This is a genomic window from Methylobacterium sp. CB376, from assembly GCF_029714205.1.
GTDB lineage: Bacteria > Pseudomonadota > Alphaproteobacteria > Rhizobiales > Beijerinckiaceae > Methylobacterium.
This window is the reverse complement of sequence record NZ_CP121648.1, coordinates 5,221,469-5,246,500: the sequence shown is the minus strand read 5'-3', so window position 1 is coordinate 5,246,500 and position 25,032 is coordinate 5,221,469. Positions and strand designations below refer to the sequence as shown.

22 protein-coding genes and 2 pseudogenes are annotated in these 25,032 nt (G+C 75.3%); 11 read left to right on the top strand and 13 right to left on the bottom strand.

What is annotated here, in order from left to right; translation table 11 throughout:
• Positions 1-58: 58 nt before the first annotated feature.
• Together QA634_RS24090 and QA634_RS24085 are read right to left on the bottom strand one after the other, a co-directional pair.
• The gene (locus QA634_RS24090; protein ID WP_012334510.1) at positions 59-2,836 is read right to left on the bottom strand and encodes a molybdopterin-dependent oxidoreductase; all 2,778 of its coding nucleotides are present in this window, start codon (positions 2,834-2,836) and stop codon (positions 59-61) included.
• Positions 2,833-3,660, bottom strand: coding sequence for an FAD binding domain-containing protein (locus tag QA634_RS24085; protein WP_012334509.1), 828 nt, complete (start codon positions 3,658-3,660; stop codon positions 2,833-2,835). Before QA634_RS24085 ends, QA634_RS24090 begins: the two co-directional genes overlap by 4 nt.
• Positions 3,661-3,809: 149 nt before the next feature.
• On the opposite strand from QA634_RS24085, the gene QA634_RS24080 reads away from it, so the two are divergent.
• The 5 genes and pseudogenes from QA634_RS24080 (at position 3,810) to QA634_RS24060 (ending at position 6,671) form a co-directional block, all read left to right on the top strand.
• Positions 3,810-4,769 (top strand): metallophosphoesterase family protein, encoded by a 960-nt coding sequence (locus QA634_RS24080; protein WP_012334508.1) that lies wholly within the window; start codon positions 3,810-3,812, stop codon positions 4,767-4,769.
• Positions 4,770-4,779: 10 nt separating this feature from the next.
• The gene (locus QA634_RS24075; protein ID WP_012334507.1) at positions 4,780-5,130 is read left to right on the top strand and encodes a cupredoxin domain-containing protein; all 351 of its coding nucleotides are present in this window, start codon (positions 4,780-4,782) and stop codon (positions 5,128-5,130) included.
• Between the two features lie 66 nt (positions 5,131-5,196).
• Entirely contained in the window at positions 5,197-5,352 is a 156-nt protein-coding gene (locus QA634_RS24070; RefSeq protein ID WP_012334506.1) for a hypothetical protein, read from the top strand.
• A gap of 42 nt (positions 5,353-5,394) precedes the next feature.
• Positions 5,395-5,913 (top strand): annotated as a pseudogene (locus tag QA634_RS24065) (sigma-70 family RNA polymerase sigma factor); the annotation flags it as partial.
• A complete protein-coding gene (locus tag QA634_RS24060; RefSeq protein WP_012334504.1) occupies positions 5,910-6,671 on the top strand; it encodes an anti-sigma factor family protein in 762 nt (253 codons plus the stop codon). The pseudogene QA634_RS24065 and the gene QA634_RS24060, both read left to right, overlap by 4 nt.
• A gap of 25 nt (positions 6,672-6,696) precedes the next feature.
• Here QA634_RS24060 and QA634_RS24055 read toward each other — a convergent pair whose 3' ends face one another.
• Genes QA634_RS24055 through QA634_RS24040 form a run of 4 tightly spaced genes read right to left on the bottom strand, consistent with a single transcriptional unit; the run spans position 6,697 to position 9,864 of the window.
• Positions 6,697-7,545, bottom strand: coding sequence for a class I SAM-dependent methyltransferase (locus tag QA634_RS24055; protein ID WP_012334503.1), 849 nt, complete (start codon positions 7,543-7,545; stop codon positions 6,697-6,699).
• Positions 7,542-8,594, bottom strand: coding sequence for a glycosyltransferase family 4 protein (locus QA634_RS24050; protein WP_012334502.1), 1,053 nt, complete (start codon positions 8,592-8,594; stop codon positions 7,542-7,544). The genes QA634_RS24055 and QA634_RS24050 overlap by 4 nt, the downstream gene beginning before the upstream one ends.
• Complete coding sequence (locus QA634_RS24045; protein ID WP_012334501.1) at positions 8,591-8,995, bottom strand: 6-pyruvoyl trahydropterin synthase family protein; 405 nt, start codon at positions 8,993-8,995, stop codon at positions 8,591-8,593. The genes QA634_RS24050 and QA634_RS24045 overlap by 4 nt, the downstream gene beginning before the upstream one ends.
• A complete protein-coding gene (locus QA634_RS24040; RefSeq protein WP_012334500.1) occupies positions 8,995-9,864 on the bottom strand; it encodes an NAD(P)-binding protein in 870 nt (289 codons plus the stop codon). The genes QA634_RS24045 and QA634_RS24040 overlap by 1 nt, the downstream gene beginning before the upstream one ends.
• A 138-nt stretch (positions 9,865-10,002) precedes the next feature.
• Here QA634_RS24040 and mdoH point away from each other — a divergent pair, with 138 nt between their 5' ends.
• Positions 10,003-11,820, top strand: coding sequence for a glucans biosynthesis glucosyltransferase MdoH (gene mdoH / locus QA634_RS24035; protein WP_012334499.1), 1,818 nt, complete (start codon positions 10,003-10,005; stop codon positions 11,818-11,820).
• Between the two features lie 39 nt (positions 11,821-11,859).
• Positions 11,860-12,273: a DUF3830 family protein gene (locus tag QA634_RS24030; RefSeq protein WP_012334498.1), complete on the top strand. Its 414-nt coding sequence runs from the start codon at positions 11,860-11,862 to the stop codon at positions 12,271-12,273.
• A gap of 72 nt (positions 12,274-12,345) precedes the next feature.
• Here the strand turns inward: QA634_RS24030 and gor are convergent, their stop codons facing one another.
• From gor to QA634_RS24000, 6 genes and pseudogenes are all read right to left on the bottom strand, one after another.
• On the bottom strand, positions 12,346-13,746 hold the full coding sequence (gene gor, locus QA634_RS24025) for a glutathione-disulfide reductase (RefSeq protein ID WP_012334497.1): 1,401 nt from the start codon (positions 13,744-13,746) through the stop codon (positions 12,346-12,348).
• Positions 13,747-13,836: 90 nt separating this feature from the next.
• The gene (locus tag QA634_RS24020) at positions 13,837-15,069 is read right to left on the bottom strand and encodes an O-antigen ligase family protein (protein ID WP_012334496.1); all 1,233 of its coding nucleotides are present in this window, start codon (positions 15,067-15,069) and stop codon (positions 13,837-13,839) included.
• A gap of 4 nt (positions 15,070-15,073) precedes the next feature.
• Positions 15,074-15,636: pseudogene (locus QA634_RS24015) on the bottom strand (DUF2059 domain-containing protein).
• A 95-nt stretch (positions 15,637-15,731) separates the two neighbouring features.
• Complete coding sequence (gene rpiA, locus QA634_RS24010) at positions 15,732-16,379, bottom strand: ribose-5-phosphate isomerase RpiA (protein WP_445928392.1); 648 nt, start codon at positions 16,377-16,379, stop codon at positions 15,732-15,734.
• Positions 16,380-16,581: 202 nt separating this feature from the next.
• The gene (locus QA634_RS24005) at positions 16,582-17,010 is read right to left on the bottom strand and encodes a hypothetical protein (RefSeq protein WP_012334493.1); all 429 of its coding nucleotides are present in this window, start codon (positions 17,008-17,010) and stop codon (positions 16,582-16,584) included.
• Between the two features lie 69 nt (positions 17,011-17,079).
• On the bottom strand, positions 17,080-17,442 hold the full coding sequence (locus tag QA634_RS24000; protein ID WP_012334492.1) for a hypothetical protein: 363 nt from the start codon (positions 17,440-17,442) through the stop codon (positions 17,080-17,082).
• Positions 17,443-17,630: 188 nt separating this feature from the next.
• Between QA634_RS24000 and QA634_RS23995 the strand changes: the two genes are divergently transcribed.
• Entirely contained in the window at positions 17,631-18,650 is a 1,020-nt protein-coding gene (locus tag QA634_RS23995) for a TRAP transporter substrate-binding protein (protein ID WP_012334491.1), read from the top strand.
• Positions 18,651-18,954: 304 nt separating this feature from the next.
• A complete protein-coding gene (locus tag QA634_RS23990; RefSeq protein WP_012334490.1) occupies positions 18,955-20,160 on the top strand; it encodes an acyl-CoA dehydrogenase family protein in 1,206 nt (401 codons plus the stop codon).
• A gap of 83 nt (positions 20,161-20,243) precedes the next feature.
• On the opposite strand, the gene QA634_RS23985 is transcribed toward QA634_RS23990, so the two are convergent.
• Positions 20,244-21,593, bottom strand: a complete 1,350-nt coding sequence (locus tag QA634_RS23985; RefSeq protein WP_012334489.1) for a dicarboxylate/amino acid:cation symporter — start codon at positions 21,591-21,593, stop codon at positions 20,244-20,246.
• Between the two features lie 207 nt (positions 21,594-21,800).
• On the opposite strand from QA634_RS23985, the gene QA634_RS23980 reads away from it, so the two are divergent.
• The gene (locus tag QA634_RS23980) at positions 21,801-23,675 is read left to right on the top strand and encodes an ATP-binding protein (protein ID WP_012334488.1); all 1,875 of its coding nucleotides are present in this window, start codon (positions 21,801-21,803) and stop codon (positions 23,673-23,675) included.
• On the top strand, positions 23,672-25,012 hold the full coding sequence (locus QA634_RS23975; RefSeq protein ID WP_012334487.1) for a sigma-54-dependent transcriptional regulator: 1,341 nt from the start codon (positions 23,672-23,674) through the stop codon (positions 25,010-25,012). The genes QA634_RS23980 and QA634_RS23975 overlap by 4 nt, the downstream gene beginning before the upstream one ends.
• Positions 25,013-25,032 lie beyond the last annotated feature (20 nt).

The window sequence follows — 25,032 nt, the reverse complement described above, 5'->3', positions numbered from 1 at the left end:
GACGCAATCCGCCGGATGTCGTACGACACATTCACCCTGAGGCGCCGGCGCAGCAGGGTCAGGACCCGCAGGTGCGCGCCGCCGCGACCGCCCGGTAGATCCGGTCCGGCGCGAAGGGAGTCTCGGTGAGCCGGGCACCGGTCGCGTCGCGGATGGCGTTGCCGAGCGCCGCCGCCACCGGGTTGAACGGGCTCTCGCTCATCGATTTCGCGCCGAGCGGACCGATCCGGTCGTAGGTGTCGGCGAAGAGGACCTCGGTGCGCGGCACGTCCGCGAAGGCCGGGATATGGTAGCTGCGGAAGCTCTGGGTCTCCACGCGGCCCGCGCCGTCGAGGCGCACCTCCTCGTAGAGCGCCGCGCCGAGCGCCTGCGCCACGCCGCCCTCGATCTGGCCGCGGCACTGCATCGGGTTGATGACCCGGCCCGCATCCGCCGCGTGCACGCTGCGCAGGATCCGCACCTCGCCGGTCCCCGGATGCACGGCGACCCGGAAAGCCTGCACGTTGAAGGCCACGGAGCGCGGGCTGCCATCCGCGCGCCCGACCGCGTCGAGCGGCGCGAGATCCGCGAGCGGCACCGGGCCGGCCGGGGTCTCGACCGCCTCGCCCGCGAGCCGGCACGCCGCCGGGTCCGTGCCGGTGCGGGCCGCCGCCGCGGCGCGGATCGCCCGCGCCAGGTCCTCCGCCGCCCGCAACGTCGCCTGCCCGGCCACCACCGTGCCGGTGCTGCCGTAGGCGCCGGTGTCGTGGCCGACCGCGTCGGTGTCGGAGGCGTGCAGGCGCACCCGCCCCGGCCGCGTCCCGAGCACCGAGGCGGCGATCTGCCCGTGCACCGTCGCGGTGCCGTTGCCGAACTCGGCGGTGCCGACCGCGAGCGCGTAGGTGCCCGCCCCGGTGAGCGAGAGGCGGGCCTCGGCGCGGTGCCCGCGGGGCGGGATCGTGTCGATCATCGCCATCGCCATGCCCTCGCCGACGCGCCAGCCGGGCCCGGGCGGGGCCTCGCCGCCGGGCTCCCGCATCGCCGCCTCGGCGCGGTCGAGGCATTGGTCGAGCCCGTAGGAGCCGTAGGCGACGTCGTGGGGCTCCAGGCTGGTCGAGACCAGGGGATCGCCCGGCCGCACCGCGTTGCGGCGGCGCAGGAGGTAGGGGTCGAGGCCGAGGCCGCGCGCGAGGTCGTCCATCGCCGATTCGACCGCGAAGATGGTCTGGCTCAGGCCGTAGCCCCGGAAGGCCCCCGCCGGCACCGTGTGGGTGTAGACCGAGACGCCGTCCACCCGCTTGTTCGGGCAGCGATAGACGCCGATCACCTCGTTGCAGCCGTGGTGGAGCACGCCGCCCGCGTGGTTGGCGTAGGCGCCGGTCTCGGCGAGCACGTCGAGGGCGATGGCGGTGAGCGTGCCGTCGCGCCGCGCGCCGAGCTTGACGCGGACCCGCATCGGGTGGCGGGTCGTCGCCCCGGTGAACTGCTCGCCGCGCGTGAATTCCCACTTCACCGGCCGCCCGAGGCGCAGCACCGCCAGGGCCACCAAGTCCTCGGTCAGCATCTCCTGCTTGCCGCCGAAGCCGCCGCCGACCCGCCCGCACAGCACCCGCACCTGCGCCCGGTCGAGGCCCAGCAGCGCCGCGAGGGCGTCGCGGGTCAGGAAGGGCACCTGGCTGCTGGTGCGAAGGACGAGGCGGCCCGCCTCGTCGCGCCAGCCCAGCGCCCCGTGCGTCTCCAGGTGGGCGTGCTGGATGCGCTGCGAGCGGTACGTGCCCTCGATCACCAGGTCGGCCTCGGCGAAGCCGGCCTCGACGTCGCCGACCTGTCCGTGCACCTCGGCCGCGATGTTCGGATGAGGGTGGAGCGGCGGGGCGTCGGCGCCGGGCGGCCCCGGATCGTGGACGCGCGGCGCGTCCGGATCGAGGGCCCGCTCGGCATCGAGCAGGGCCGGGCGCGGCGCGTAGGTCACGACGAGGGCGGCCACGCCCGCCTCGGCCGCCGCCTCGCTCTCCGCCACCACCGCGGCGACCCGCTGCCCGACGAAGCGCACGATCCGGTCGAGCATCAGGGTGTCGGGCGCGTCGTCGCGCGGATCCTCGTGGCGCCCGGTCGAGTAGCGGGATGCCGGCACGTCCTCGTGGGTGAATACCGCCACCACCCCCGGCACCGCGAGGGCGGCGGCGCGGTCGACCTGCAGGATCTCCGCGTGGGCGTGGGGCGAGCGCAGCACCTTGAGGTGGAGCAACCCCTCGACCGCGAGGTCGAACGTGTAGCGCGCCCGCCCGCTCACCACCGCCGGCCCGGCCGGGGCGGGCAGGCTGCGGCCGCAGGGATCACCCCCCGCCCCGTCGCCCTCGGCCGCGACGCTGCCCGCACTCGCGTCCGCGCTGCCGGCGATCGCGTCGGCGATCCCGGCGATCGCGTCCGCGATCGCCCGGTAGCCGGTGCAGCGGCAGAGATTGCCCTTGAGGGCGGCGCCGAGGTCGCGCCGCTGGCCCTGGTCGAGGGCGGCGGCGGTCATCACCATGCCAGGCGTGCAGAAGCCGCACTGGAAGCCCTGCGCGGCCAGGAAGGCCTCCTGGACCGGGTGCAGCCGGTCGGGCACCGCCGCATCGGGCCCGCAGGGGCCGGACAGGCCCTCGATCGTCGTGACGGCGCGCCCCTCCGCCCGCAGGGCCGGGACGAGGCAGCTATGCACCGGCTCCCCGTCGAGATGGACCGTGCAGGCGCCGCAATCGCCGGCGTCGCAGCCCTTCTTCACGCCGAACCAGCCGAGGTCGCGCAGCAGGGTGCGCAGGCACTGGCCGGGGCGCGGCGCCGCCTCCTGGGAGAGGCCGTTGACCGTCAGCATCATCCGCACGCGTCTCCGTCGAGCTCCTGCCGGATCTCCTCGGCGAGGAGGAGGGTGACCTGCCGGCGCCATTCCGGCGCGCCGTGGACGTCGTCGTGGGTGAGGCCCGGCGGGATCGCGTCGGCGAGCGCCGCGGCCAGCGCGCCGGCAGCGGGCAGGGCCGGGAAGGCGATCCGCACCGGGCGGCGGGTCGAGGCCGTGACGGTCAGGGCCAGGGCGCCCGCCGCGTCCCGCGTGCCGATCAGCAGCGCGCCCGAGCGCCCGTTCGGGCTGAGCGAGATCCGCCGGAAGGCGGCGCGCCGCCGCAGCGCCTCGGCCGGCAGGTCGATCCGGCGCAGCACCTCGCCGGGCTGCAGGGCGGTCTCCTGCGGGCCGCGCACGAACTCGGTCACGGGCAGCCGCCGCTCGCCGCCGTCGCGCTGCCAGATCAGGCAGGTGCCGTCGAGGGCGGCGGTGAGCGCGATCATCGGGCCGGCCGGCAGGGCCATGCAGAGGTTGCCGCCGACCGTGGCCATGGTCCAGATCTTGAAGGAGCCGAGCAGCGCCCGGCAGCATTGGCCGATCAGCGGCGCCGCGATCCAGGCGGCGGGGCATTCCGCGCGGTCGAGGCGCGCGATGGTGCAGGTCGCGCCGATCCGCATGCCCTCCGCGTCGATTTCGAGGGGCGGCCAGCCGAGCCGCGCGAGGTCGATGAGCCGCGTCACGCCAGGCTGCGGCTCGGAGAACAGCCAGGTCCCGCCCGCGAGCCACGCGTCGCCCGGCCGCCACGCGGCCAGATCCTCCCGCCCGCGCGGCGTCAGATGAGCGGTGATCGTGTTGAGGTCCATCCGCGCTCCCGTCCCCTCCCGCGCTGCCCTGGCCGCAGGAAGCCGCCGAGGCAAGAATCCGTCCAGCTTCCGCGAGGCGCCGGGAATAAATCCGCGCCGGCCCGGGTCTGGACGGGTGGGGCGCGAGGATGCCCCGCGAGGAGGTCACCATGGCGCGGAACGGCGGGCGTGGCGAGGCGGGACGGGACGCGGACGGCATCGACCGGCGCGGCTTCCTGGAGTGCATGACCTGGGCCGGGACCGGCCTTCTCTGGAGCGCGGGCGGCGGCCTGCCGCGGGCGGTCGGCCTCGGTGCGGCGCGCGCCGCGGACCCGGAGGGAGGCCTGCGCTTCCTGCAGATCAGCGACAGCCATGTCGGCTTCGACAAGGCGGCCAATCCCGACGCGCGCCTGACCCTGCGCGAGGCCGTGGCGCGGATCCGCGCCCTGCCGGAGAAGCCGGCCTTCATCCTGCACACCGGCGACATCAGCCACCTGTCGCGGGAGGGGGAGTTCGACGACGCGGACCAGATCCTGCGCGAGACCGGCCTGCCGCTCGTCTTCGTGCCCGGCGAGCACGACATCCTCGATGAGGGGCGAGGCCGCGCCTATCTGGCGCGCTACGGGCGGGGGACGCGGGGTGCCGGCTGGTTCAGCTTCGACCAGGGCGGCCTCCACTTCGTCGGCCTCGTCAACGTGGTCGACCTCAGGGCGGGCGGGCTCGGCACGCTCGGGGCCGAGCAGCTCGCCTGGCTCGAAGCCGACCTCGCCGGATTGTCCTCCTCGACCCCGATCGTGGTCTTCGCCCATATCCCGCTCTGGAGCGTCTATCCCGAGTGGGGTTGGGGCACCGAGGACGGCGCGCGGGCGCTCGCGCTGCTGCGCCGCTTCGGCTCGGTGACCGTGCTGAACGGGCACATCCACCAGGTGATGCAAAAGGTCGAGGGGACGGTCGCCTTCCACACCGCGCGCTCGACGGCCTTCCCGCAGCCCGCACCCGGCGCCGCGCCCTCGCCGGGGCCGATGAGGCTGCCGCCGGGCGAGCTGCGCCGCCACCTCGGCATCGCCAGCGTCTCCTTCGTGCCGGGGGCGGGCCCGCTCGCCATCCTCGACGCGCCGCTGACCGCCTGAGGAGCGCGCGATGCCGACCTCCCTCCCGGCGCCGTCCCGCCGCGCCGTCCTGGCGCTCCCGCTCCTCGCGGCCCTCGGCCCCGCCCGGGCGGCCGCCGCCTCCGTGCGCATCGAGAACTTCGTGTTCTCGCCCGCCCTGCTGGTCGTGGCGCCCGGCAGCGTGGTGACCTGGACCAACGCGGACGACATCCCCCACGTCGTGGCGGCGGAGGATGGCTCCTTCCACTCGCCCGCCCTCGACACGGACGAGCGCTTCGCGGCCCGCTTCGAGCGCCCGGGGCAAGTCCGGTACTTCTGCGCCCTGCATCCGCATATGGTGGGCGTGATCGAGATCCGGGCCTCCGCGGAGGCCTCGCCATGAGGATTCTCGCCATGAGGGCCCTCGCCATGAGGGCCCGGATCCGGCTCCGGCCCGGGAGGTCGCGCGATGCCCTATGATCCGCAGGATCACGCCTGCTCCTGGCGCGACCCGCTGGCCGGCCTCGCGCTCTTCGCCGGCCTGCTGATGGGGCTGGCGGCGCTGCCGGCGCGGATCCCCGTCGAGGTGCCGGCTCCCGCCCGGCCCGCGCTCGCCGCCCGGTGAGCGCCGATGATCCGGGCGAGGGCTCTCTTCGACGCGACCGTGCTGCCGCATCTCGACGCGGCCTACAGCCTCGCGCGCTTCCTCGCCCGGGACGCGGATGCGGCCGAGGACATCGTGCAGGAGGCGATGCTGCGGGCCTTCCGCGGCTTCGACGGCTTCCGGGGCGGCGACGCCCGGGCGTGGCTCCTCGCCATCGTCCGCAACTGCGCCCGGAGCTGGGCGGCGGCGCGCCCCCGGGCGGCCGCCGGCGCGGCGGAGGAGGGCGGCCCCGAGGACCCCTGGGACCGGGAGGCCGAGACGCCCGAGGCGTCCCTCGCCCGGGGCGACGAGATCGCCGCCGTGCGCGCCCTGGTGGCGGCCCTGCCGGAGCCGTTCCGGGAGACGCTCGTCCTGCGCGAGCTGGAGGATCTGTCCTACCGCGACGTCGCGGCGGTGACGGGCGTGCCGGTCGGCACGGTGATGTCGCGCCTCGCCCGGGCGCGGGCCCTGTTCGGCGCCGCCTGGCGCCGCCGCTTCGGGGAGGAATCCCTGCCCGTCCCCAAGGAGCACGAAACGCCATGAGCGCGCCCCGTCCCGATCCCTGCCGCGACCGCGCGCTGCTGCTCCACGGGCTCCTCGACGGGGAGCTCGACGCCGCCCACGCGCTCGGGCTGGAGGCGCATCTCGAGTCCTGCCCGGCCTGCCGCGCGGCGTACGGGCGATTGCGGGAGGAGCGCGACCTGCGCCGCCGCGACGGGGTGCGCCATTCCGCCCCGGCGGCCTTGCGGCGGCGCGTGGCGGCGGCCCTCGACGCGGAGGAGGCCGCCCGGTCCCCGGCGCGGCCGCTGCGCCGGCTGCTCGCCCCGGCCGCCCTGGCCCTGGCGGCGAGCCTCGCGGTCGCATTCCTGCCGCTCGGCCTCGACCGGAACGGGGCCCTGCGCGACGACCTCGTCTCCGGCCATGTCCGCTCGCTCCTCGCGAACCACCTCACGGACGTCCCGTCCAGCGACCAGCACACCGTGAAGCCGTGGTTCTCCGGCAGGCTCGACTTCGCGCCGCCGGTCGTCGACCTGTCGGATCGCGGCTTCGACCTGGTCGGCGGGCGCCTCGACTATGTCGGCGGCCGGGTCGTGGCGGCCCTGGTCTACCGGCGGCGCGGGCACGTCATCAACCTGTTCGTCTGGCCGGGCAGCGGCGGCTGGTCCGCCGGCAGCGCGCGGGAGGGCTACGGCCTGCTGCACTGGTCGCAGGCCGGGCTGACCTTCTGGGCCGTCTCCGACCTCAACCCCACCGAGCTGCAGGAATTCGAGCAGGATTTCGCGGCCCGCGCGCCGCGCTGAGGCGGCTCGGCGCGGCGTGCGCTGCTCACCCGGGCGGCAGGGCCAGCAGGTCGCGATGTCCGATCACCGCCTCGCCCGCGCGGCCGGCCCGGGCGGCGCGCCACGCGGCCACCCGCTCGGCCGGGACGAGCCCGGTCTCCGTCGCCGCCGCCGCCTTGCCGGCGGCGAGCGCGTCCCGCAGGGGGCCGGCGCCGACCCGCCACGGGCTCTCGGCCTGCGCGACCGCGTAGCCGCGGGCCAGGAAGGCGGCCTCCAGCGCCCGCGTCGCCCGCGGTCCCGCGGCGGGGCCGAACCCCTTGTCCCGGTCCTGATGGGCCAGGAAGGCGGCGTGGATCGCCGCGTCGTCCGGATGGGGCGGGGTCCAGCTTTCGGCGCCGTCGAAGGTGAGCGCGGTGTAGAACAGGGCGCCCGCCCGCGCCACCGCGTCCGAAGCCGCCGCGATCCAGGGTTCGGAGACGAGGTCGAACAGGGCGGCCGCGGTCACGAGGTCGGGCGGCGCCGCCGGGGCGAGGAGCGGGACGAGGCCGTCCGCGAGGTCCGCGCGGCGGAACGCGACGCTGAGCGCCCGCCCGGCCACGGAGAGGAGGAGGTCGTCGCCCCGCGCCTCCGCCCGGTCCGCGAAGGCGATCAGGGCCGCCCGGGCGGCGCCGAGGAGCGCGGGATCGTGGTCGACGAGGAGCCAGTCCTGGCGGGCCGGCAGCAGCCCCGCGAGCGCGCGCAGGTTCGAGCCGGTGCCGCAGCCGAGATCGAGGACGCGCACGCTCTCGCCGCGCGCCGCCATCGCCCGCCCGAGCGCCGCGGCGAGGTCGCGATCCCGGGCGGCGTGGTCGGCGGGCTCGCGCAGGGCCAGCCATGCGGGGCTGAACCCGCTCATCTCCCGGCCTCCCTCAAGCAGGACGCGACCCGCGCGGCAGTGTCCTCCCAGCGCGGCAGGGCGAGGCCGGCCGCCCGGGAGGCGCAGGCCGCCGCGCGGCGGCGGTCGGGATCGGTGACCAGGCCGCGCAGGGCCTCGCGCAGGGCCGGCGCGTCGCCCGGCGGCACCTTGAGCCCGGCCGCGTCCGGCACGGTCGCGGCGGCGGCGCCCCCCGTGGTGGCGATGATCGGCAGGCCGCGGGCGAGCCCCTCGGCCAGGGCCATCCCGTAGCCCTCGAACAGGGAGGCCGAGACGAGGAGGTCGGCCTCGGCGTAGAGCCGGTCGAGCCGGACGGGGTCGACCGCCCCGAGGAAGCGCACCCTCCCGCCCAGGCCCGCCGCCGCCGCAGCCTCCCGCACCGCCGCGGCGCAGGCGGGGTCGCGGTCGAGGGCGCCCGCGACGGCGAGCGTCCAGTCGAGACCGCGCAGGGGCGCCAGCGCCTCGATCAGCACCGCGTAACCCTTGCGCGGGATCAGGGTCCCGACCGCGAGGAGCGAGACCGCCGGGCCGGGCCGGACCGGATTGGGAGGCGCCGGATCGGTGCCGGGCTCCGCCACGGTGATTCGCCCCGCCGCCACCCCGAAGTCGCGCACCAGCAGGTCGCGCGTCGTGCCGCTCGTCGTGACCACGCGGTGCGCGAGCCCAAGGGCGGCGCGCTCGCGCGCGCGCAGCCGGGCCGCCGCCTCGTCGGACAGGCCCTCCTCCAGGCAGAGCGGGTGGTGCACGAGGGCGACGAGGGGCCGGTCGCCGGCCGCCCGGATCGCCTCGGCGGGAAGCGCCCCGTAGGCGAGGCCGTCGACCATCAGGGGAGGGCCGGGCGGCAGGGCGGCGAAGGCCGCCCGCGTCGCCGCGAGATCCTCGTCCGTGGGCATCGGGAACCCGCCCGGCAGGGCGAGGTGCGACGCGCGCAGCCCCTGGCCCGGGAGCGCCGCGAGCAGGCGGCGCGCATAGGCGTAGCCCCCGGTCGGCGCGGCGAGGTCGCCCGGGACGGCGAGGAAGGCGTCGCTCACGGCGCGAGCGGTCCTTCGAACCAGGCCCGGGCGACGTGCGATTCGTGGAGCGTCACGCGCAGGCGCGCGACCCCCTCGGCGCCGGGCCCGACCTCCCCGGCCCGCACCGCCGCGGCCATGGCGGCGTGGATGTGGCCGGCCAGGAACTCGGTCGTCGTGTTGCGGCCCGCGAAGGCGGGCAGGTCGTCGAGGTTGCGGTAGTTGAGCGGCGCCAGGATCCGCCGCAGGGTCTCGCCCGCCCGGCCGATATCGACCACGACCCCGTCCGGGCTCAGGGCCTCGCGGAAGAAGGCCACGTCGACCACGAAGGTCGCCCCGTGCAGCGCCTGGGCGGGCCCGAACAGCTCGCCCCGGAAGCTGTGGGCGATCATCACGTGGTCGCGGACTTCGACGGCGTACATCAGGCGATCTCGGCGGGTTGGTAGCGGATGGCGGTGCAGACGCCCGGGGCGTCGCGGGCGAGCAGCCGGGGCAGGGCGGCCGGCAGGGCCTCGAAGGCGACCTCCTCGGTGATCAGCGCGTCGAGGCGCGGGTCGCGCAGGAGGTCGAGGGCTTTCAGCAGGCGGCGGCGGCGGTCCCAGCGCGGGCGGCGGGCGGGCGGCACCTGCCCGACCTGGCTCGACACCAGCCGCAGGCGGCGCGGGTGGAAGGCCGCGCCGAGGGGGACCGCGACCTCGCCGTCGCCGTACCAGCTGAGTTCGGTCACGCAGGCCTCCTCGCCCGCGAGGTCGAGGGCGAGTGCGAGGCCCTCCGCCGCGGCGCTGGCGTGGATCACCACGTCGGCCTCGCCCGGCGCCTCGGCCGGGAGGCGGAAGGGGAGGCCGAGATGCCGCGCGAGGCCGGCGCGCGCCGGGTCGCGGTCGATCAGCGTGACCTCGGCCCCCGGCAGCCCCGCCGCCAGATGGGCCGCGAGCAGCCCTACCAGCCCGCCGCCCACCACCGCGACGCGGTCGCCCGGCCCCGCCCCCGAATCCCACAGACCGTTCAGCGCGGTCTCCATGTTGGCGGCCAGCAGCGCGCGCCGGGGCGGCAGGTCCGGCGGCAGCGGCACCAGGGATTCGGGGCGGCTCGCGAAGGCCTCCTGATGAGGCTGCAGCGCGAACACCACAGGGCCGTCCGGCATGACCCGCCCGACCGCGCAGTAGCCGTACTTGACCGGAAACGGGAAATCGCCCTCTTGGGCGGGGGCGCGCATCCGCGCGCGGACGCGCTCCGGCACCCGCCCCTCGTAGACGAGGCGCTCGGTGCCGCGGCTGAGCGCCGTCCACACCGTGCGAACCCGGACCTCGCCGGGGCTGAGAGGGGGCAATGTCTGGCGTCGCAGCTCCGCCCGACCGGGCGCGGTGTACCACAGCGCCCGCGCCGAGACCGGTCCGATCCCCTCGTCGCCTGCGCCGGATTGCGACCGATGCGGCACCCTGACTCCCCGGTCCTGGCCGAGGGTCCCCCCGGCGGCTCCGCTCCTCTCACGACGCTGGCGGGGCCGCAAGCCTCCGGCACCCTGCGCCGGCGGCGCCTTCTCCTCCTCGCGGCCGCGCTCGTCACCTGCGCGGGCTTCGCGGCCGGCCTCGTCGCGGTGCTCGGGGCGGGGGGCCTCGACGCCCTCGACCTCGCCCTCCTGGCCCTGTGCCTCGTGGCGCTGCCCTGGACGGTGCTGGGCTTCTGGCACGCGCTGATCGGGCTCTGGCTGCTGCGCGCCGGGCCGGCCGGGCTCGCGGCGGCGGCCCCCTTCGCGGCCGCGGGCGAGCGGCCCGAGCCGCCGCGGCTGCGCACCGCGGTGGTGATGACCCTGCGCAACGAGGAGCCCGAGCGCGCCCTCGCGCGCCTGCGCGTCGTGCAGGAGAGCCTCGCGCGCACCGGCCACGGGGCCTGGTTCGGCTTCCACGTCCTCAGCGACACCGACGATCCCGCGATCGCGGCGCGCGAGGAAGCCTGCCTCGCCGCGTGGCGCGCCGCGCTGCCGCCCGCGGAGGCGGCGCGGCTGCACTACCGGCGCCGGGCCGAGAATGCCGGCTTCAAGGCCGGCAACCTGCAGGACTTCTGCGCCCGGGCCGAGGAGGAGCTGATGCTGCCCCTCGACGCCGACAGCCTGATGACCGGCGAGGCCATCCTGCTTCTCGTGCGCATCGTGCAGGCGCATCCGCGGATCGGGATCCTGCAGGGCCTCGTGGTCGGGGCGCCCGCCGAGAGCCCCTTCACGCGCCTGTTCCAGTTCGGCATGCGCCACGGCATGCGGCCCTACAGCCTCGCCATGGCGTGGTGGAGCGGGGAGTGCGGGCCGTTCTGGGGCCACAACGCCCTCCTGCGCATCGCCCCCTTCGCGGCCGCCTGCCGGCTGCCGGTCCTCGGCCCGGGCCGGTTCGGCGGGCCGATCCTGTCGCACGATCAGGTCGAGGCCGTGCTGATGCGGCGGGCGGGCTACGAGGTGCGGCTGCTGCCGCTGGAGACCGGCAGCTTCGAGGAGAATCCGCCCACCCTCCTCGACCACCTCGCCCGCGACGCGCGCTGGTGCCAGGGCAACCTGCAATACGTGCGCCTGCTGCGGCTGCCCGGCCTGCTCGCGGTGAGCCGCGTCCAGCTGCTCTGGGCGATCCTGATGTTCTGCGGCGCCCCGGCGACGCTGCTGGTCCTGCTCCTGCTGCCCTGGCGGCTCCTCGACCTGCCGCGGGAGACGCCGGCCGGGCTCGCGGCGGCCCTGTACCTCGCCTGGCTCGCCCTCTCGGTCGCGCCCAAGGCGGCGGGCTACGCGGAGGTCCTGGCGCGGCGCGACACCGCCCGGCACGGCGGCCTCCTGCCCTTCCTGGCTGGCATCCTGGCGGAGACGCTGTTCTCCTTCCTGCTCTACGGGATCGCAATGCTGCGGCTCAGCGTCGTGGTGGTCCGGCTGCTGCTCGGGCGCCGGCCGGTCTGGGGGCGGCAGCGCCGCGACGCGGCCGGGGTGACGCTCGGCGCCGCCATCCGCGGCCTCGCCGACGTGGTGCTGATCGGTGCCGGCCTCGGCCTCGCCGTCGGCCTCGTCGCGCCCGGCCTGCTGCCCTGGCTCGCGCCGCTCCTGCTCGGGCCCCTGCTCGCCGTGCCGCTCGCGGTGCTGACCGCCTCGCCGCGCCTCGGCGCCCGGATGCGCCGCCTGCGCCTCTGCGCGACGCCGGAGGAGATCGCGCCGCCGGAGGAGATCCGGGCGATGCGGGCTGGCTCGGATCCTGCTCCCGTCGGCCGCCCGGCCTGAGGCGGCGCACCATCATCCCCATCCCGAGGAGACTCAACCGTGCAGGAACTCAAGATCAAGGCGGGGCCCTACGACCTCGTCGGCCGGCTCGAACTGGAGAAAGCGCCCAACACCTGCGCGGCCTTCGTCAAGGCGCTGCCCTTCGTGAGCGAGATCGTGCATGTCCGCTGGAGCGGCGAGGGCGTGTGGATGCCGCTCGGCGACCTCGATTTCGGCGTCGGCTACGAGAACCACACCAGCTACCCGGCCCCGGGCCAGATGATCCTGTATCCGGGCGGGATCAGCGAGACCGAGATCCTGCTGGCCTATGGCGGCGTGCACTTCGCCAGCAAGGTCGGCCAGCTCGCCGGCAACCACTTCCTCACCGTCACGACCGGCCTCGAGCACGTCTACGATCTCGGCCGGATGACGCTCTACAAGGGCGCGCAGCCGATCCGGTTCGACCCGGCCTGACGGGGCCGCGCGCAGGCCGCGATGGTCGTCGCGGTGGGGCCCGAGGGCTTGACCGGCCCGTCGCGCCGCCCGCTACCCCACTCCCACCGGCCGCTTGATCGCCGCGGGCGTGCGCAGGGTGACGAGTTCCTCGCCCGCGGTCGGGTGGACCGCGATCGTGCGGTCGAAATCCGCCTTGGTCGCGCCCATCGTCACGGCGATCGCCGCCGCCTGGATGATCTCGCCCGCGTCGTGGCCGAGCACGTGCACCCCGACCACCCGGTCGCCGTCCCGCGCCACCACCAGCTTCATCAGGACGCGCTCCTCGCGCCCCGACAGCGTCGCCTTCATCGGCCGGAACCGCGCCTCGTAGACGTCGACCTCGCCGTAGAGGCCGCGCGCCACGTCCTCGTTGTGGCCGATCACCCCGATCTCGGGCGTGGAGAAGACGGCGGTCGGGATCAGGCCGTGGTCCACCGCCCAGGGCTTGCCGCCGAACACCGTGTCGGCGAAGGCGTGGCCCTCCCGGATCGCGATCGGCGTCAGGGCGGCCCGGTTCGTCACGTCGCCGACCGCGTAGATCGACGGCACCCCGGTCTGCGAGAAGCGGTCGACCGGGATCGCGCCCGCCCGGTCGAGGCCGATCCCGACCGTCTCCAGGCCGAGACCCTGCACGTTCGGGCGGCGGCCCGTCGCCACCAGCACCTGATCGACCACCAGGCTCGACCCGTCGTCGAGCGAGGCCCGGATCCCGTCGGGCTCCCGGTCCAGCCGCCCGATGGTGCGGTTGAGCCGCAGGTCCATCCGCCGCGCATAGGCCTCGCCGAGGGCCTGCCGGATCTCGTCGTCGAAGCCGCGCAGCAGCTTGTCGCCCCGATGGAGCAGGGTGGTGCGGCTGCCGAGCCCCGCGAAGACGCCCGCGAATTCCACCGCGATGTAGCCGCCGCCGACCACCAGGATGCGGCGCGGCTGCTCCTCCAACTCGAAGATCTCGTTCGAGGTGATGCCGAGCTCCGCCCCCGGGATCGGCGGCTCCTTCACCGGGTGGGCGCCGACCGCCACCAGGATGATCCGGGCGCGCACGCTGCGGCCGGACCGCAGCAGCCGCACCGCGTGCGGGCCCTCGATCACCGCCCGCTCGGCCACGACCTCGACGCCCGCCCGCATCAGGTTCGTGGCGTAGATGCCCTCGAGCCGCGTCACCTCGGCGTCCCGATGGCGCTTGAGCGTCGCCCAGTCGAAGCGCGGCGCCTCGACGGTCCAGCCGAAGCCGGCCGCGTCCTCGAACTCGTCCGCGAAGCGGCTCGCGTAGACCATCAGCTTCTTCGGCACGCAGCCGCGGATGACGCAGGTGCCGCCGACCCGGTACTCCTCGGCGAGCATCACCCGGGCCCCGTAGCCCGCCGCGATCCGCGCCGCGCGCACCCCGCCGGAGCCGCCCCCGATCACGAAGAGGTCGACGTCGAAGCCCTCACCGCCGGTCCCGCTGCTCATCGCCGATCTCCCTGACGCCGGCCCGGCCCTGCCGGGACCCGAGCGGCATATAAGCAGAGCCGCCCGGCCGCGGGGAGCGGCCGGGTACCGTCAGACCCGCGGCGCGGCGCTGAGCGCGCGCAGCCACGCCGCGAGGGCGCCGAGCCCGGCGATCCACCAGCCCTGCCACGCCCCGTGGCCGACGAAGGCGATCGAGGCCGCCCCTGCGAGAGCCGCGAGCGCCGCCGCGCGGGCCCGGTCCGGCCAGGCCGCGAGGGCGCGCAGGGTCAGGAGCAGCGCCGCGGCGGCGAGCGCCGCGCCGACGAGGCCGAGCTCGGCCCAGACCTGCAGGAAGCTGTTGTGCGGGTGGCCGGCCGTCAGCATCGGCCGCATCTCGGGATCGAGGCGCTCCGCCACGGGGAGCCGGTCGAACCGCGCGCTCGTGCCGAAGCCGGCCCCGCGCCAGGGATCCTGCGCCACCGCCGCCCCGAAGCTCTGGGCGATCACCACGCGCTCGCGCGTGTTGCTCGCCGCCATGCGCGCGTGGAGCTTGGGCGGGAACAGGGCCGCGAGGATGTCCCCTTCGAGCGGGGCCAGGGCGACCGCGCCCGCGAGCCCCGCCCCGGCGAGGGCCAGCACCGCGCGACGCGGCAGGAGCCGCGCGGCCGCGTAGGCCCCGGCCGCCGCGAGCGCCGCGAGGGCGGAGGCGCCGCTCGCCGAGTACCACGCGGCGAGCGCCGCGGCGGCCGCGGCCGCGAGCGCCAGGAGCGGGCGCCCGGCCCGGGCGGTGAGCGCGGCCACCGGCACCGCGAGCAGCACGGCGAGTTCGAGCGGCCGGTTGTAGACGTAGTCGAAGGCCCGCTCGTGCAGGAGCCGCCGCAGGGCCACGTCGCTGACGAGGTCCGCCTCGACGGCGAGGCAGGTGGCGAGGAGCACGAGGGCGGCCGGCCGGGCGAGCGGCGCCAGGTGGGGCGGCGCCAGGGTCGCGACCAGGTAGGCGGCGAGCAGGGTCGGGCCGAACTCCCCCGCCATGCGCAGCGAGGTCGCCGGCACCGGGCTCCAGGCGAGGCTGAGGGCGGACCAGGCCAGGAAGGCGAGGGCGACCCGCCCGAGCGGCGTCGCGAGGGGCGCGGCGAGCCGCGCCCCCACGGCGCGGCCGCCCTCCGCCAGCAGGGCCCCGGCCAGGAGCGCGAGCGCGGCCGCCCCCACGACCAGGGGGCTCGACCGGTTCGCGGCCGCCATGGCGGGCGGCAGGGCGACGAGGAGCAGGGCTCCGGCGCCGGAGAGGCGCTGCGCGATGTCGGACCGGGCGGCGCCCCGGTTGCGCGTCAGGGCGGCGGTCAAGGGATCACTGCATCTGATGGCCGCGCTTGCCCATCTCGGCGCGCACCCGGACCATCACGTATTCGGAGACTTCCTGCGTCCAGGCCTGCATCGCCTGCACCATGTCGTCGAGGACCTGGGGCTGGGTCTCGACGTAGCGCTTGCCCGCGGGCGAGCGGAAGAAGGCGGCGATGTCGCGCAGCTCCGCCTCGCTCAGCTTCTCGGCGTAGATGCGCGAGGCGGTGTCGATCATCCGCTGCTTCTGCAGCTCCATCTCGGGCTGCAGCTTGGCGAGGACGTCGTCGAGATCCTTGGTCAGTTCGGGCCGGGTGACCGCCGCCTGTTTGATCTGCTCGCTGAAGACCGGGACGATCGAGTCGAACGAGCGGGCGATGCCGGAACTCAGCATCACCTCCTTGGCGAGGGCGAAGTGGCTCGGCGAGATCGCCGGATTGGGCGCGGCGGGGGCCGGCGCGGCGGGGCGGCCGGCGCCGCCTTCTGGGCTGCGGCGGGTGCGGTCGCCAGGGGCGCGGTCGCCAGGAGCGCGACGAGGAGGCCCGCCAGGGCGGGCGCGGGACGCAGGGGCATGAGGAGGCTCCGATGTGAGGCGCGCCGGTTTCGGGGGCGATTGCGGCGCGGAGGAGGATCGGGGGCGGGCCGCGAGGTCGCGGGCCCGGGGGCGCTCAGAGGGTGCCGAGGGTCAGGAGGCGCACCTCGCCCGCCTCATCGGCGGCCAGGATGGCGCCGCTGCACAGGCCGAGGAACAGGCCGTGCTCGACCACGCCGGGGACGGCCGCGAGCGCGGCGGCCAGGGCCTCGGGATCCGGGATGCGGCCGAGATGCGCGTCGAGGATCAGGTGGGCGCCGTCGGTGACGAAGGGCGCGCCGTCCGCGGCCCGGCGCAGCGCGACCTCGCCCGCGCAGCCGGCGCGGCCGAGGGCGCCCTCCACGGCGCGCCGCGTGGCGGCGAGGCCGAAGGGGACCACCTCGACCGGCAGCGGGAAGCGCCCGAGCGTCTCGACCCGCTTGCCCGCATCCGCGATCACGACCATGCGCCGGCTCGCCGCCGCCACGATCTTCTCGCGCAGCAGCGCGCCGCCGCCGCCCTTGATGAGGCGGCGCGCCCCGTCGATCTCGTCGGCGCCGTCGATGGTCAGGTCGAGTTCGGGGGTCTCGTCGAGGGTGGTGAGGGGGATGCCCGCCGCCTGCGCGGCCCGGTGCGTGGCCTCCGAGGTCGGCACCCCGACGACCGAGAGCCCGGCCCGCACCCGCGCGCCCAGCAGCTCGACGAATTCGGCCGCGGTGGAGCCGGTGCCGAGGCCGAGGCGCATCCCGTCCGCGACGAGGTCGAGCGCCCTGGCGGCGGCCGCGCGCTTGAGGGCGGCGCTCACGCCGGGCCTCCGGCGGGACGGGGGGAGGGGCGTGCGGACGGCATCGGCGCGGCTCTCGGCTGGCTCACCCGGGCTGGCCGCCCGGGCGCGCTGGCCCTAGCACGCGGCGCTGCCGCCCGGGAAGAGTCCCGTCCGGCGCCGCTCAGGGCCGGGCGGGCTGCGCCGTCGCCACGTTGCCCCTCGGCGCCGCCTCGGCGCCCGCCGCCGCCTGGGGCGTGCAGACCACGGCCTCGTCGAGGACGTAGCAGATGCTCATGGCGCCGGTGCGGTGGTTGACCCGGAACACGCCCGCCTCGCGCAGGTGCCGCGAGGCCACGAGCCCGTACTCGGACGGGGCCTGCGGCCCCGCGCCCTCGCCCGGGCCGAAGCACAGGGTGGTGCCGATCGTGTTCTCCTGCAGGCCGTACTGGCAGGAGGTCACCTCGCCCGTGACCTTGTCGACCCGGTAGACGCGGTTGAGGTCGGCCTGCGGGGCCGGCACGAACTCGAAGGATCCGGCCGCCGCCGGGACCAAACCCGCCGCCAGGGCGAGCGCCGCGATGCCGACCCGAAACTGCGTCCTGCCGCCCATGGCGCCGCTTCCTCCGCCCGGTCCCGAACCCGTCGCCGGCGCGCGACGCGACCGGCCCTCGCGCTTCTTCTACTGCCGGTTGGCTGGTGTGGACCTTGCGCCGCCGCGGTTGCTGAGCCCGATCACCGCGAGCTGCGCCGCCCCGATCCCCGCCAGGAGCAGGCGGTCGCGGGCGGGCATGCGGTCGCCGAGCGCCGCGCTGCCCAGGTAGGCGAGGGCGCCGGCCGTGTCGAGGGCGAGGTGCCCGCGCATCGGGATCGCCCGCACGAGTCCGCCCTCGTAGCTCGTGCAGAGCGAGTAGGCGTAGTTCCAGCCCGACACGGCCCGCATCAGGCGCCGGGCGGCGGGGCTGCGGCCCGGGCCCGCCGCGAGCAGCGTCACGAGGGCCGGGACCGTGTAGTCGATGGCGGCGTGCAGGCGGGTGCTGATCATGGCGTCGTCTCCGGCTCCGCCGGACCATCCCCGCACGGCGGGGCGTGTTCCCGCCGCGGCCTGATGCCCAGGCGCGCGAAACGTGCTTTAAGCGCGCCGCGGGCCCGTCCGGCCGGACGGGCCCGCCCAATCAAGAAAGTGGCCCGGCCGGGCCGCGCGGGCCCGGCTGCGGCCCAGGAGAGGACGCCATGACTTCGATCTCGCGCCGCCGCGCGCTCCAGCTTTCCCTCGCGGGCGCCGTCGCGGCCCCGGCCGTGATGCGGATCAGCCGCGCGCAGGCCGCCGACTTCAACCTCAAGGTCGCCAACAACAGCCCGGTCAGCCATCCGCTCACCATCTACATGCAGAAGGCCGCGGACGGGATCCGCGAGGAGACCGGCGGCAAGGTCGACATCAAGGTCTTCCCGAACAACCAGCTCGGCGGCGACACCGACATGCTGAGCCAGCTGCGCTCGGGGGCGCTCGAGTTCTTCAGCCTCTCGCCGCTGATCCTGGCGACCCTGGTGCCCGGCGCGGCGATCAGCGGCATCGGCTTCGCGTGGTCGTCCTACGACAAGCTGTGGCCGGCCATCGACGGCGATCTCGGCGCCCATGTCCGCGAGCTGATCGGCAAGTCGGGCCTCTACGCCTTCGACCGCATCTGGGAGAACGGCTTCCGCCAGACCACCTCCTCCACCAAGCCGATCCTGACGCCGGACGACTTCAAGGGCTTCAAGATCCGGGTCCCGCCGAGCCCGCTCTGGACCTCGATGTTCAAGGCCTTCGACGCGGCGCCGATGACCATCAACTTCGCGGAGGTCTACTCGGCCCTGCAGACCAAGATCGCGGAGGGCCAGGAGAACCCGCTCGCGCTGATCGACGCGGCCAAGCTCTACGAGGTGCAGAAGCACCTCTCGAAGACGAACCACATGTGGGACGGCTTCTGGCTGCTCGCCAACGGCAAGGTCTGGCGCGGCCTGCCGGAGGACGTGCGCGGCGTGATCGCCAAGCACTTCAACACCCAGGCGGTGGCGCAGCGCGAGGAGACGGCGCGCCGCAACGTCTCGACCGAGAAGGACCTCGCGGCCAAGGGCCTGACCTTCCACGACGTGGACACCAAGGCGTTCCAGGCCAAGCTGCAGGCGGCCGGGTTCTACAAGGAGTGGAAGGGCAAGTTCGGCCCGGAGGCGTGGGCGCTGCTCGAGAAGCACACCGGCCCGATCGCCTGAGCGGGGCGGAGGCCGGGTCCTCTGGCGAGTGCTGGCAGCAGGACAAGCCAGAGGCGCCGGCCGGAGCGCTCGCTCCTGGTGGGAAACACTAGGAGCGGGGCTCCGTTCCGCCATGTACACAGGTGAATCCTGGCCGCAGATTCCCGCGGCCTCAGCATCGGAGACGGCAAAGCGACAAGATTGCCGCCGCGTTGCGGCCGGGCGGCCCGATCAATTGGACGATGGTTGACGTCGGCGGCCGCGAGAAGTTGCCGGCCGCCCGAGATCCGTTCGAAATGCTCCTGGAACCGAGGCGAGGTCTGCCATGGATTTCACGCTGTCCCCGGAAGTCGAGGATTACAGGGCCCGCGTGGCCGCCTTCGTGGAGCGGGAGATCCTGCCGGTCGAGGCTGATCGGGCGAACTACGACCCGCACGAGAACATCCGCCTCGACCTGCTGGAGGACCTGCGCGCCCGGGCGAAGGCGGCCGGGCTGTGGTGCCTCCAGCTGCGGCGCGAGACCGGCGGCCAGGGGCTCGGCAAGGTCGGCATGGCCGCCTGCTACACCGAGATGAACCGCTCGATCTTCGGCCCCGCCGTCTTCAACTCGGCCGCCCCCGACGACGGCAACATGATGGTGCTGGAGGCCCTCGCCACCCCGGAGCAGAAGCGGAGCTGGCTCGACCCGATCGTGGCCGGGAGCGTGCGCTCCGCCTTCGCCATGACCGAGCCCCATCCGGGCGGCGGCTCGGACCCGTCCATGATCCGCACCCGCGCCGAGCGGCTCCCGGACGGGCGCTACCGCATCTTTGGGCGCAAGTGGTACATCACCGGAGCCGCGGAGGCGGCGCACTTCATCCTGATCGCCCGCACCTCGGACGACCCGCGCTACGGGCTCACCGCCTTCCTGTTCCACCGCGACCAGCCGGGCTGGGAGATCCTGCGCCGGATCGAGATCATGGGGCCCGAGGAGCACGGCGGCCATTGCGAGCTCGCCTTCGACGGCCTCGAGGTCGCGCCCGAGGACGTGCTGCTCGGGGAGGGCCAGGGCCTGAAGGTGACGCAGGTGCGGCTCGGCCCGGCGCGGCTGACCCATTGCATGCGCTGGCTCGGCCTAGCGATGCGCTGCGTGGAGATCGCGCGGGCCTACGCGGCCGAGCGCGAGGGGTTCGGGGTGCGGCTGGCCGAGCGCGAGAGCGTGCAGCTGATGCTGGGCGGGCTCGCCATGGACATCGAGATCGGGCGGCTGCTGGTGATGCGGGCGGCCTGGGAGCTCGATCAGGGGCGCTTCGCCCGCAAGGAGATCTCGATGGCCAAGATCCAGGTCGCCAACCTGCTGCACCGGGCGGCGGATGTCGGGATCCAGATCAACGGCGCGCGCGGCTACTCGAAGGACACGGTGCTGGAGTGGATCTACCGCTACGCGCGGCAGGCGCGGCTGGTGGACGGGGCCGACGAGGTGCACCGGATGGTGCTCAACCGGCACCTGGAGAAGGAGGGCCGCGGCTTCTTCGCCTGGCCGGTCGGGTAGGGCCCGGGCGGCAGGCTCCTCCCGGGGCGGCCCCCGCGCGACGACCTCCCCGGGGGGAGGCCGCGCGGGGGCGCAGACGCCGCCTATTCCGCCGGCTGGAGCAGGGCCGGCATCTCCTCGGCGAGGGGCATCGGCGTGCCGGCGAGGGCCGCGGCGAGGCGCGTCTCGTCGAGCTCCCCCTCCCAGCGCGCGACCACGATGCAGGCCACCGCGTTGCCGATGAAGTTGGTGAGCGCCCGGCACTCGGACATGAAGCGGTCGATCCCGAGGATCAGCGCCATGCCGACCACCGGCACCGAGGGCACCACCGCGAGCGTCGCCGCCAGGGTGATGAAGCCCGACCCCGTCACGCCCGCCGCGCCCTTCGAGGACAGCATCGCCACGAGCAGCAGCAGGGCCTGCTCGCCGAGCGAGAGCGGGGTGTCCGTCGCCTGGGCGATGAACAGGGCCGCCATCGTCATGTAGATGTTCGTGCCGTCGAGGTTGAAGGAGTAGCCGGTCGGCACCACGAGGCCGACGACCGGGCGCGAGCAGCCCGCCCGCTCCATCTTGTCGAGCAGCGAGGGCAGGGCCGATTCGGACGAGGAGGTGCCGAGCACCAGGAGGAGTTCCTCCTTGATGTAGCGCACCAGCCGGACCACCGAGAACCCGTTGTAGCGGGCCACCGCCCCCAGCACCCCCAGGACGAAGATCGCCGAGGTCAGGTAGAAGGCGAAGACCAGGTAGGCGAGGTTGGCCAGCGACGCGACGCCGTACTTGCCGATGGTGAAGGCCATCGCCCCGAAGGCGCCGAGCGGGGCCACCTTCATGATGATGTGGACGACGCCGAAGATCGCCTCGGAGGTGGTCTTGATGATGTCGAGGACCGGCTTGCCGCGCTCGCCCATGAAGGCGAGGCCGAAGCCGAACAGCACGGAGAAGAACAGGACCTGCAGGATCTCGCCGCCCGCGAAGGCGCCCACCGCCGTCGACGGGATGATGTTCATCAGGAAGTCGACGATGCTCTGCTCCTTGGCCTTGCCCGCGTAGGTGGCGACGGCCTTGGGATCGAGGGATTTCGGGTCGATGTGCAGGCCGTGGCCGGGCTGCAGCACGTTCGCCACCACGAGGCCGACGAGCAGCGCCAGCGTCGAGAAGGTGAGGAAGTAGATCAGGGCCTTGGCCCCGACCCGGCCGACCTTCTCCAGGTTGGTCATGCCGGCGATGCCGGAGACGACGGTGAGGAAGATCACCGGCGCGATGATCATCTTCACGAGCTTGATGAAGGCGTCGCCGAGCGGCTTCATCTCGGCCCCAAGCTGGGGATAGAAATGACCGAGCAGGATGCCGATCGCGACCGCGACGAGCACCTGGAAGTAGAGGGTGCGGTAGAAGGGCCTGCGCGCGGGCGGGTCGTGCGGCGCGGTTAGGGGGCTGGGGACGGTGACGGCCATGCGGCGTTCTCCCGGTGGTTGGGTTGCGGGGGGCCGGCCGGCGCGACGGTGGATCCGGCGCGCCGCGCGGCTCTTGCTCTTGACCTTGCGGCGTGCAGCCTGCTCATCCCGCAGGCCGCGATCGGGAGACCGGATGGCAACCGGCGTGCCAACGGGGCGGAGCGTCGAGTTTTTCGTTAAGATGTTGTGAATGGGAGGAAATTTCCGATGCCGGGCGAACCCGCGAACGGCCCCGTTCCGGCCGGCCGCACGGCGGGGCCGGCCGCCTTGCGGGATTCCGGACAGCCCGGCCGGGTCCTGCTCTGGGCGGCGGCCCTCCTGGCCGTCGGTCTCGCCGCCTGGCTCGGCGGCCACGCGGCGGAGCGGGCCGCCCTGGCGGATCTGCGCCGCGCCGCCGAGGCCGGGCTGACCCTCCACGTGGCGGCGCTGCGGGCGGAACTCCAGAAGCAATCCTCCCTGCCGCTCGCGCTGGCGGCGGATCCGGAGATTGCCGCGAGCCTCGCCCGCGCCGCGCCGCCCGGGCTGACCGCCCAGGTCAGCGGCCGGCTCGCCGGGATCGCCGAGGCGACGGGCGCGGCCGCGATCTACGTGGTGCGGGCGGACGGGCTCACGGTGGCGGCGAGCAACGCCGGCACGCCCACCAGCTTCGTGGGCAACGACTACACGTTCCGCCCGTATTTCCGCGAGGCGCTGGCGGCCGGGTCGGGCGCGCAATTCGCCCTCGGCACGGTGAGCGGCCGGCCCGGCCTGTTCCTGTCGCGGCGCGTCGCGGGCGGCGGCGGGGTGGTCGTGGTCAAGGTCGAGTTCGAGGCGGTCGAGGCGGGGTGGCGCGGCGGGGGCGCCGAGGTCTTCGTCACCGATCCCCGCGGCATCGTCCTGGTGGCGAGCGACCCCGCCCGGCGCTTCCGCACCCTCGGCCCGATCTCCGAGGAGGAGCGGCGGCGGATCCGCGAGGGGCTCGAATTCGGCGATGCGCCGCTCTCGCCGCTGCCCTTCCATCCGGGTCCGGAGGACGGGCTCCTGCGGGTGGCGGGCGGGGCCGCGCCGGCGCGGCTCGTCCTGCCGGTCGACGCGCCCGTCCCGGGGACGCGCTGGCGGCTCCACACCCTCACCCCGGTCGGGGCGGCGGTGAGGCGCGAGCGGCTCCAGGCCCAGGTGCTGGCCGGGCTGGTGGCGGCGGCGTCCTGCCTCGGCCTCGTCCTCCTGCGCCAGCGCCGCCAGCGCGTGCGGGCCCGCCTCGCCGAGGAGGCGGCCCGCCGGGCGGAGCTGGAGGCGGCGGTGGCCGAGCGCACCCGCGCGCTGAGCGAGGCGAACGCGCAGCTGCGGGAGGAGATGGCGGAGCGCCAGCGCGCCGAGGCGGAGCGCGAGCGCCTCGGGCGCGACCTCGCCCACGCGGCGCGGCTCGCCGCCCTCGGCCAGTTCGCCGCCAGCATGGCGCACGAGATCAACCAGCCGCTCGCGGCGATCCGCTCCTACGCGGACAACGCCGCGATCCTGATCGGCCGCGGCCGGGCCGGGGAGGCGGCCGAGAATTTCTCCGCCATCGGCCGGCTGACCGAGCGGATCGCCGGCCTGACGCGCCAGCTCAAGGGCTTCGCCCGGCGCGCCTCGGGCCGGCGCGAGCCGGTGCGGCTCGCGCGGGTGCTGGCCCAGGCGGTCGAGATCGTCGCGAGCCAGGCGGCCGAGCGCGGCGTCGCCCTCGCGGTGGAGGCCGGCGGGCCGGACCTGATCGTCCTCGGCGACGAGGCGCGGCTGGAGCAGGTGGTGGTGAACCTGATCCAGAACGCCCTCGACGCCGTGGCGGGCCGCCCCGATCCGCGGGTGAGCGTGCGCTGCGCCGCGTCCGGCCCGCGCGCCGTGCTGGAGGTGTCCGACAACGGCCCCGGCCTGCCGGAGGGCGAGGCGGGCCGGGTGTTCGATCCCTTCTTCACCACCAAGCCGCAGGGGCTCGGGCTCGGCCTCGCGATCGCCCGCGGCATCGTCGAGGAATGCGGCGGCACGCTCGCGGCCGCGCGGAGCGAGGCGGGGGGCGCGCTGTTCCGCGTCGACCTCGCCCGCGCAGAGGTGGCGGAGGCGGCATGAGCGGCGGATCCGACCGGATCGTCTTCGTCGACGACGAGGAGGACGTGCGCCGGGCGAACCGGCAGAGCCTCGAACTCGACGGGCTCGCCGTCGAGGCCTTCCCGGCGGCCGAGCCGGCCCTGCGGGCGATCCTCGCCGACCCGCCCGGCGTCGTGGTGACCGACGTGCGCCTGCCGGGCCTCGACGGGCTCGGCCTGTTCCGCGCCGTGGCCGAGGCCGATCCCGACCTGCCGGTGATCCTGATCACCGGCCACGGCGACATCACCATGGCGGTGCGGGCCATGCGGGAGGGCGCCTACGACTTCCTCGCCAAGCCCTACCCGGCCGAGCAGCTGATCGGCTCGGTGCGCCGGGCGCTGGAGCGCCGCCGCCTCGTGGTCGAGAACCGGACCCTGCGCGAGCGGCTCGACGCGGCGGTGGCGGAGGATCCGGCCTTCCTCGGCATCTCGCCCGAGATCGTGCGGCTGCGCCGCTTCGTCCGCGACGTGGCCGAGGCCGATGTCGACGTGCTGATCCTCGGCGAGACCGGCTCCGGCAAGGAGGTGGTGGCGAGCGCGCTGCACCGCTGGGGCCGGCGGCGGCGCGGCCAGTTCGTGGCGATGAATTGCGGGGCGCTGCCCGACAGCGTGGTGGAGAGCGAGCTGTTCGGCCACGAGGCCGGCGCCTTCACCGGGGCGGTGAAGCGGCGGGTCGGGCGCATCGAGCACGCGAGCGGCGGCACGCTGTTCCTCGACGAGATCGAGAGCATGCCCCTCGGGCTGCAGGTGAAGCTGCTGCGGGTGCTGCAGGAGCGCGCGGTCGAGCCGCTCGGCACCAACGAGGTGCGGGCGGTCGACCTGCGGGTCGTGGCCGCCACCAAGGTCGATCTCGGCCAGGCCGCCGCGCAGGGCACCTTCCGGGACGACCTCTACTACCGGCTCAACGTGGTCACGGTGACGATCCCGCCCCTGCGCGAGCGCCGCGAGGACGTGGCGCTGCTCTTCGAGCACTTCCTCTCCCGCGCCGCCGCCCGCTTCAACAGGCCGGTCCCGGCGCTCACCCCGGCGATCCGCGAGATGCTGAACCGTCACGCCTGGCCCGGCAACGTGCGCGAACTCGGCCATTTCGCGGAGCGCTGCGCGCTCGGCCTCGGCCCGGCGGCGCCGGAGGAGCGCGCGCCCGCGCGCCCGCTCAGCCTCGCCGAGGAGGTCGACCGCTTCGAGCGCGGGCGCATCCGCGACGAGCTGATCATGGCCCGGGGCGACGTGCGCCTCGCCGCCGAGGCGCTCGGCCTCCCGCGCAAGACGCTCTACGACAAGCTCGCCCGGCACGGGCTCGACCCGACCGACTTCCGCTAGAGCATTTTCCGACGAAGTGG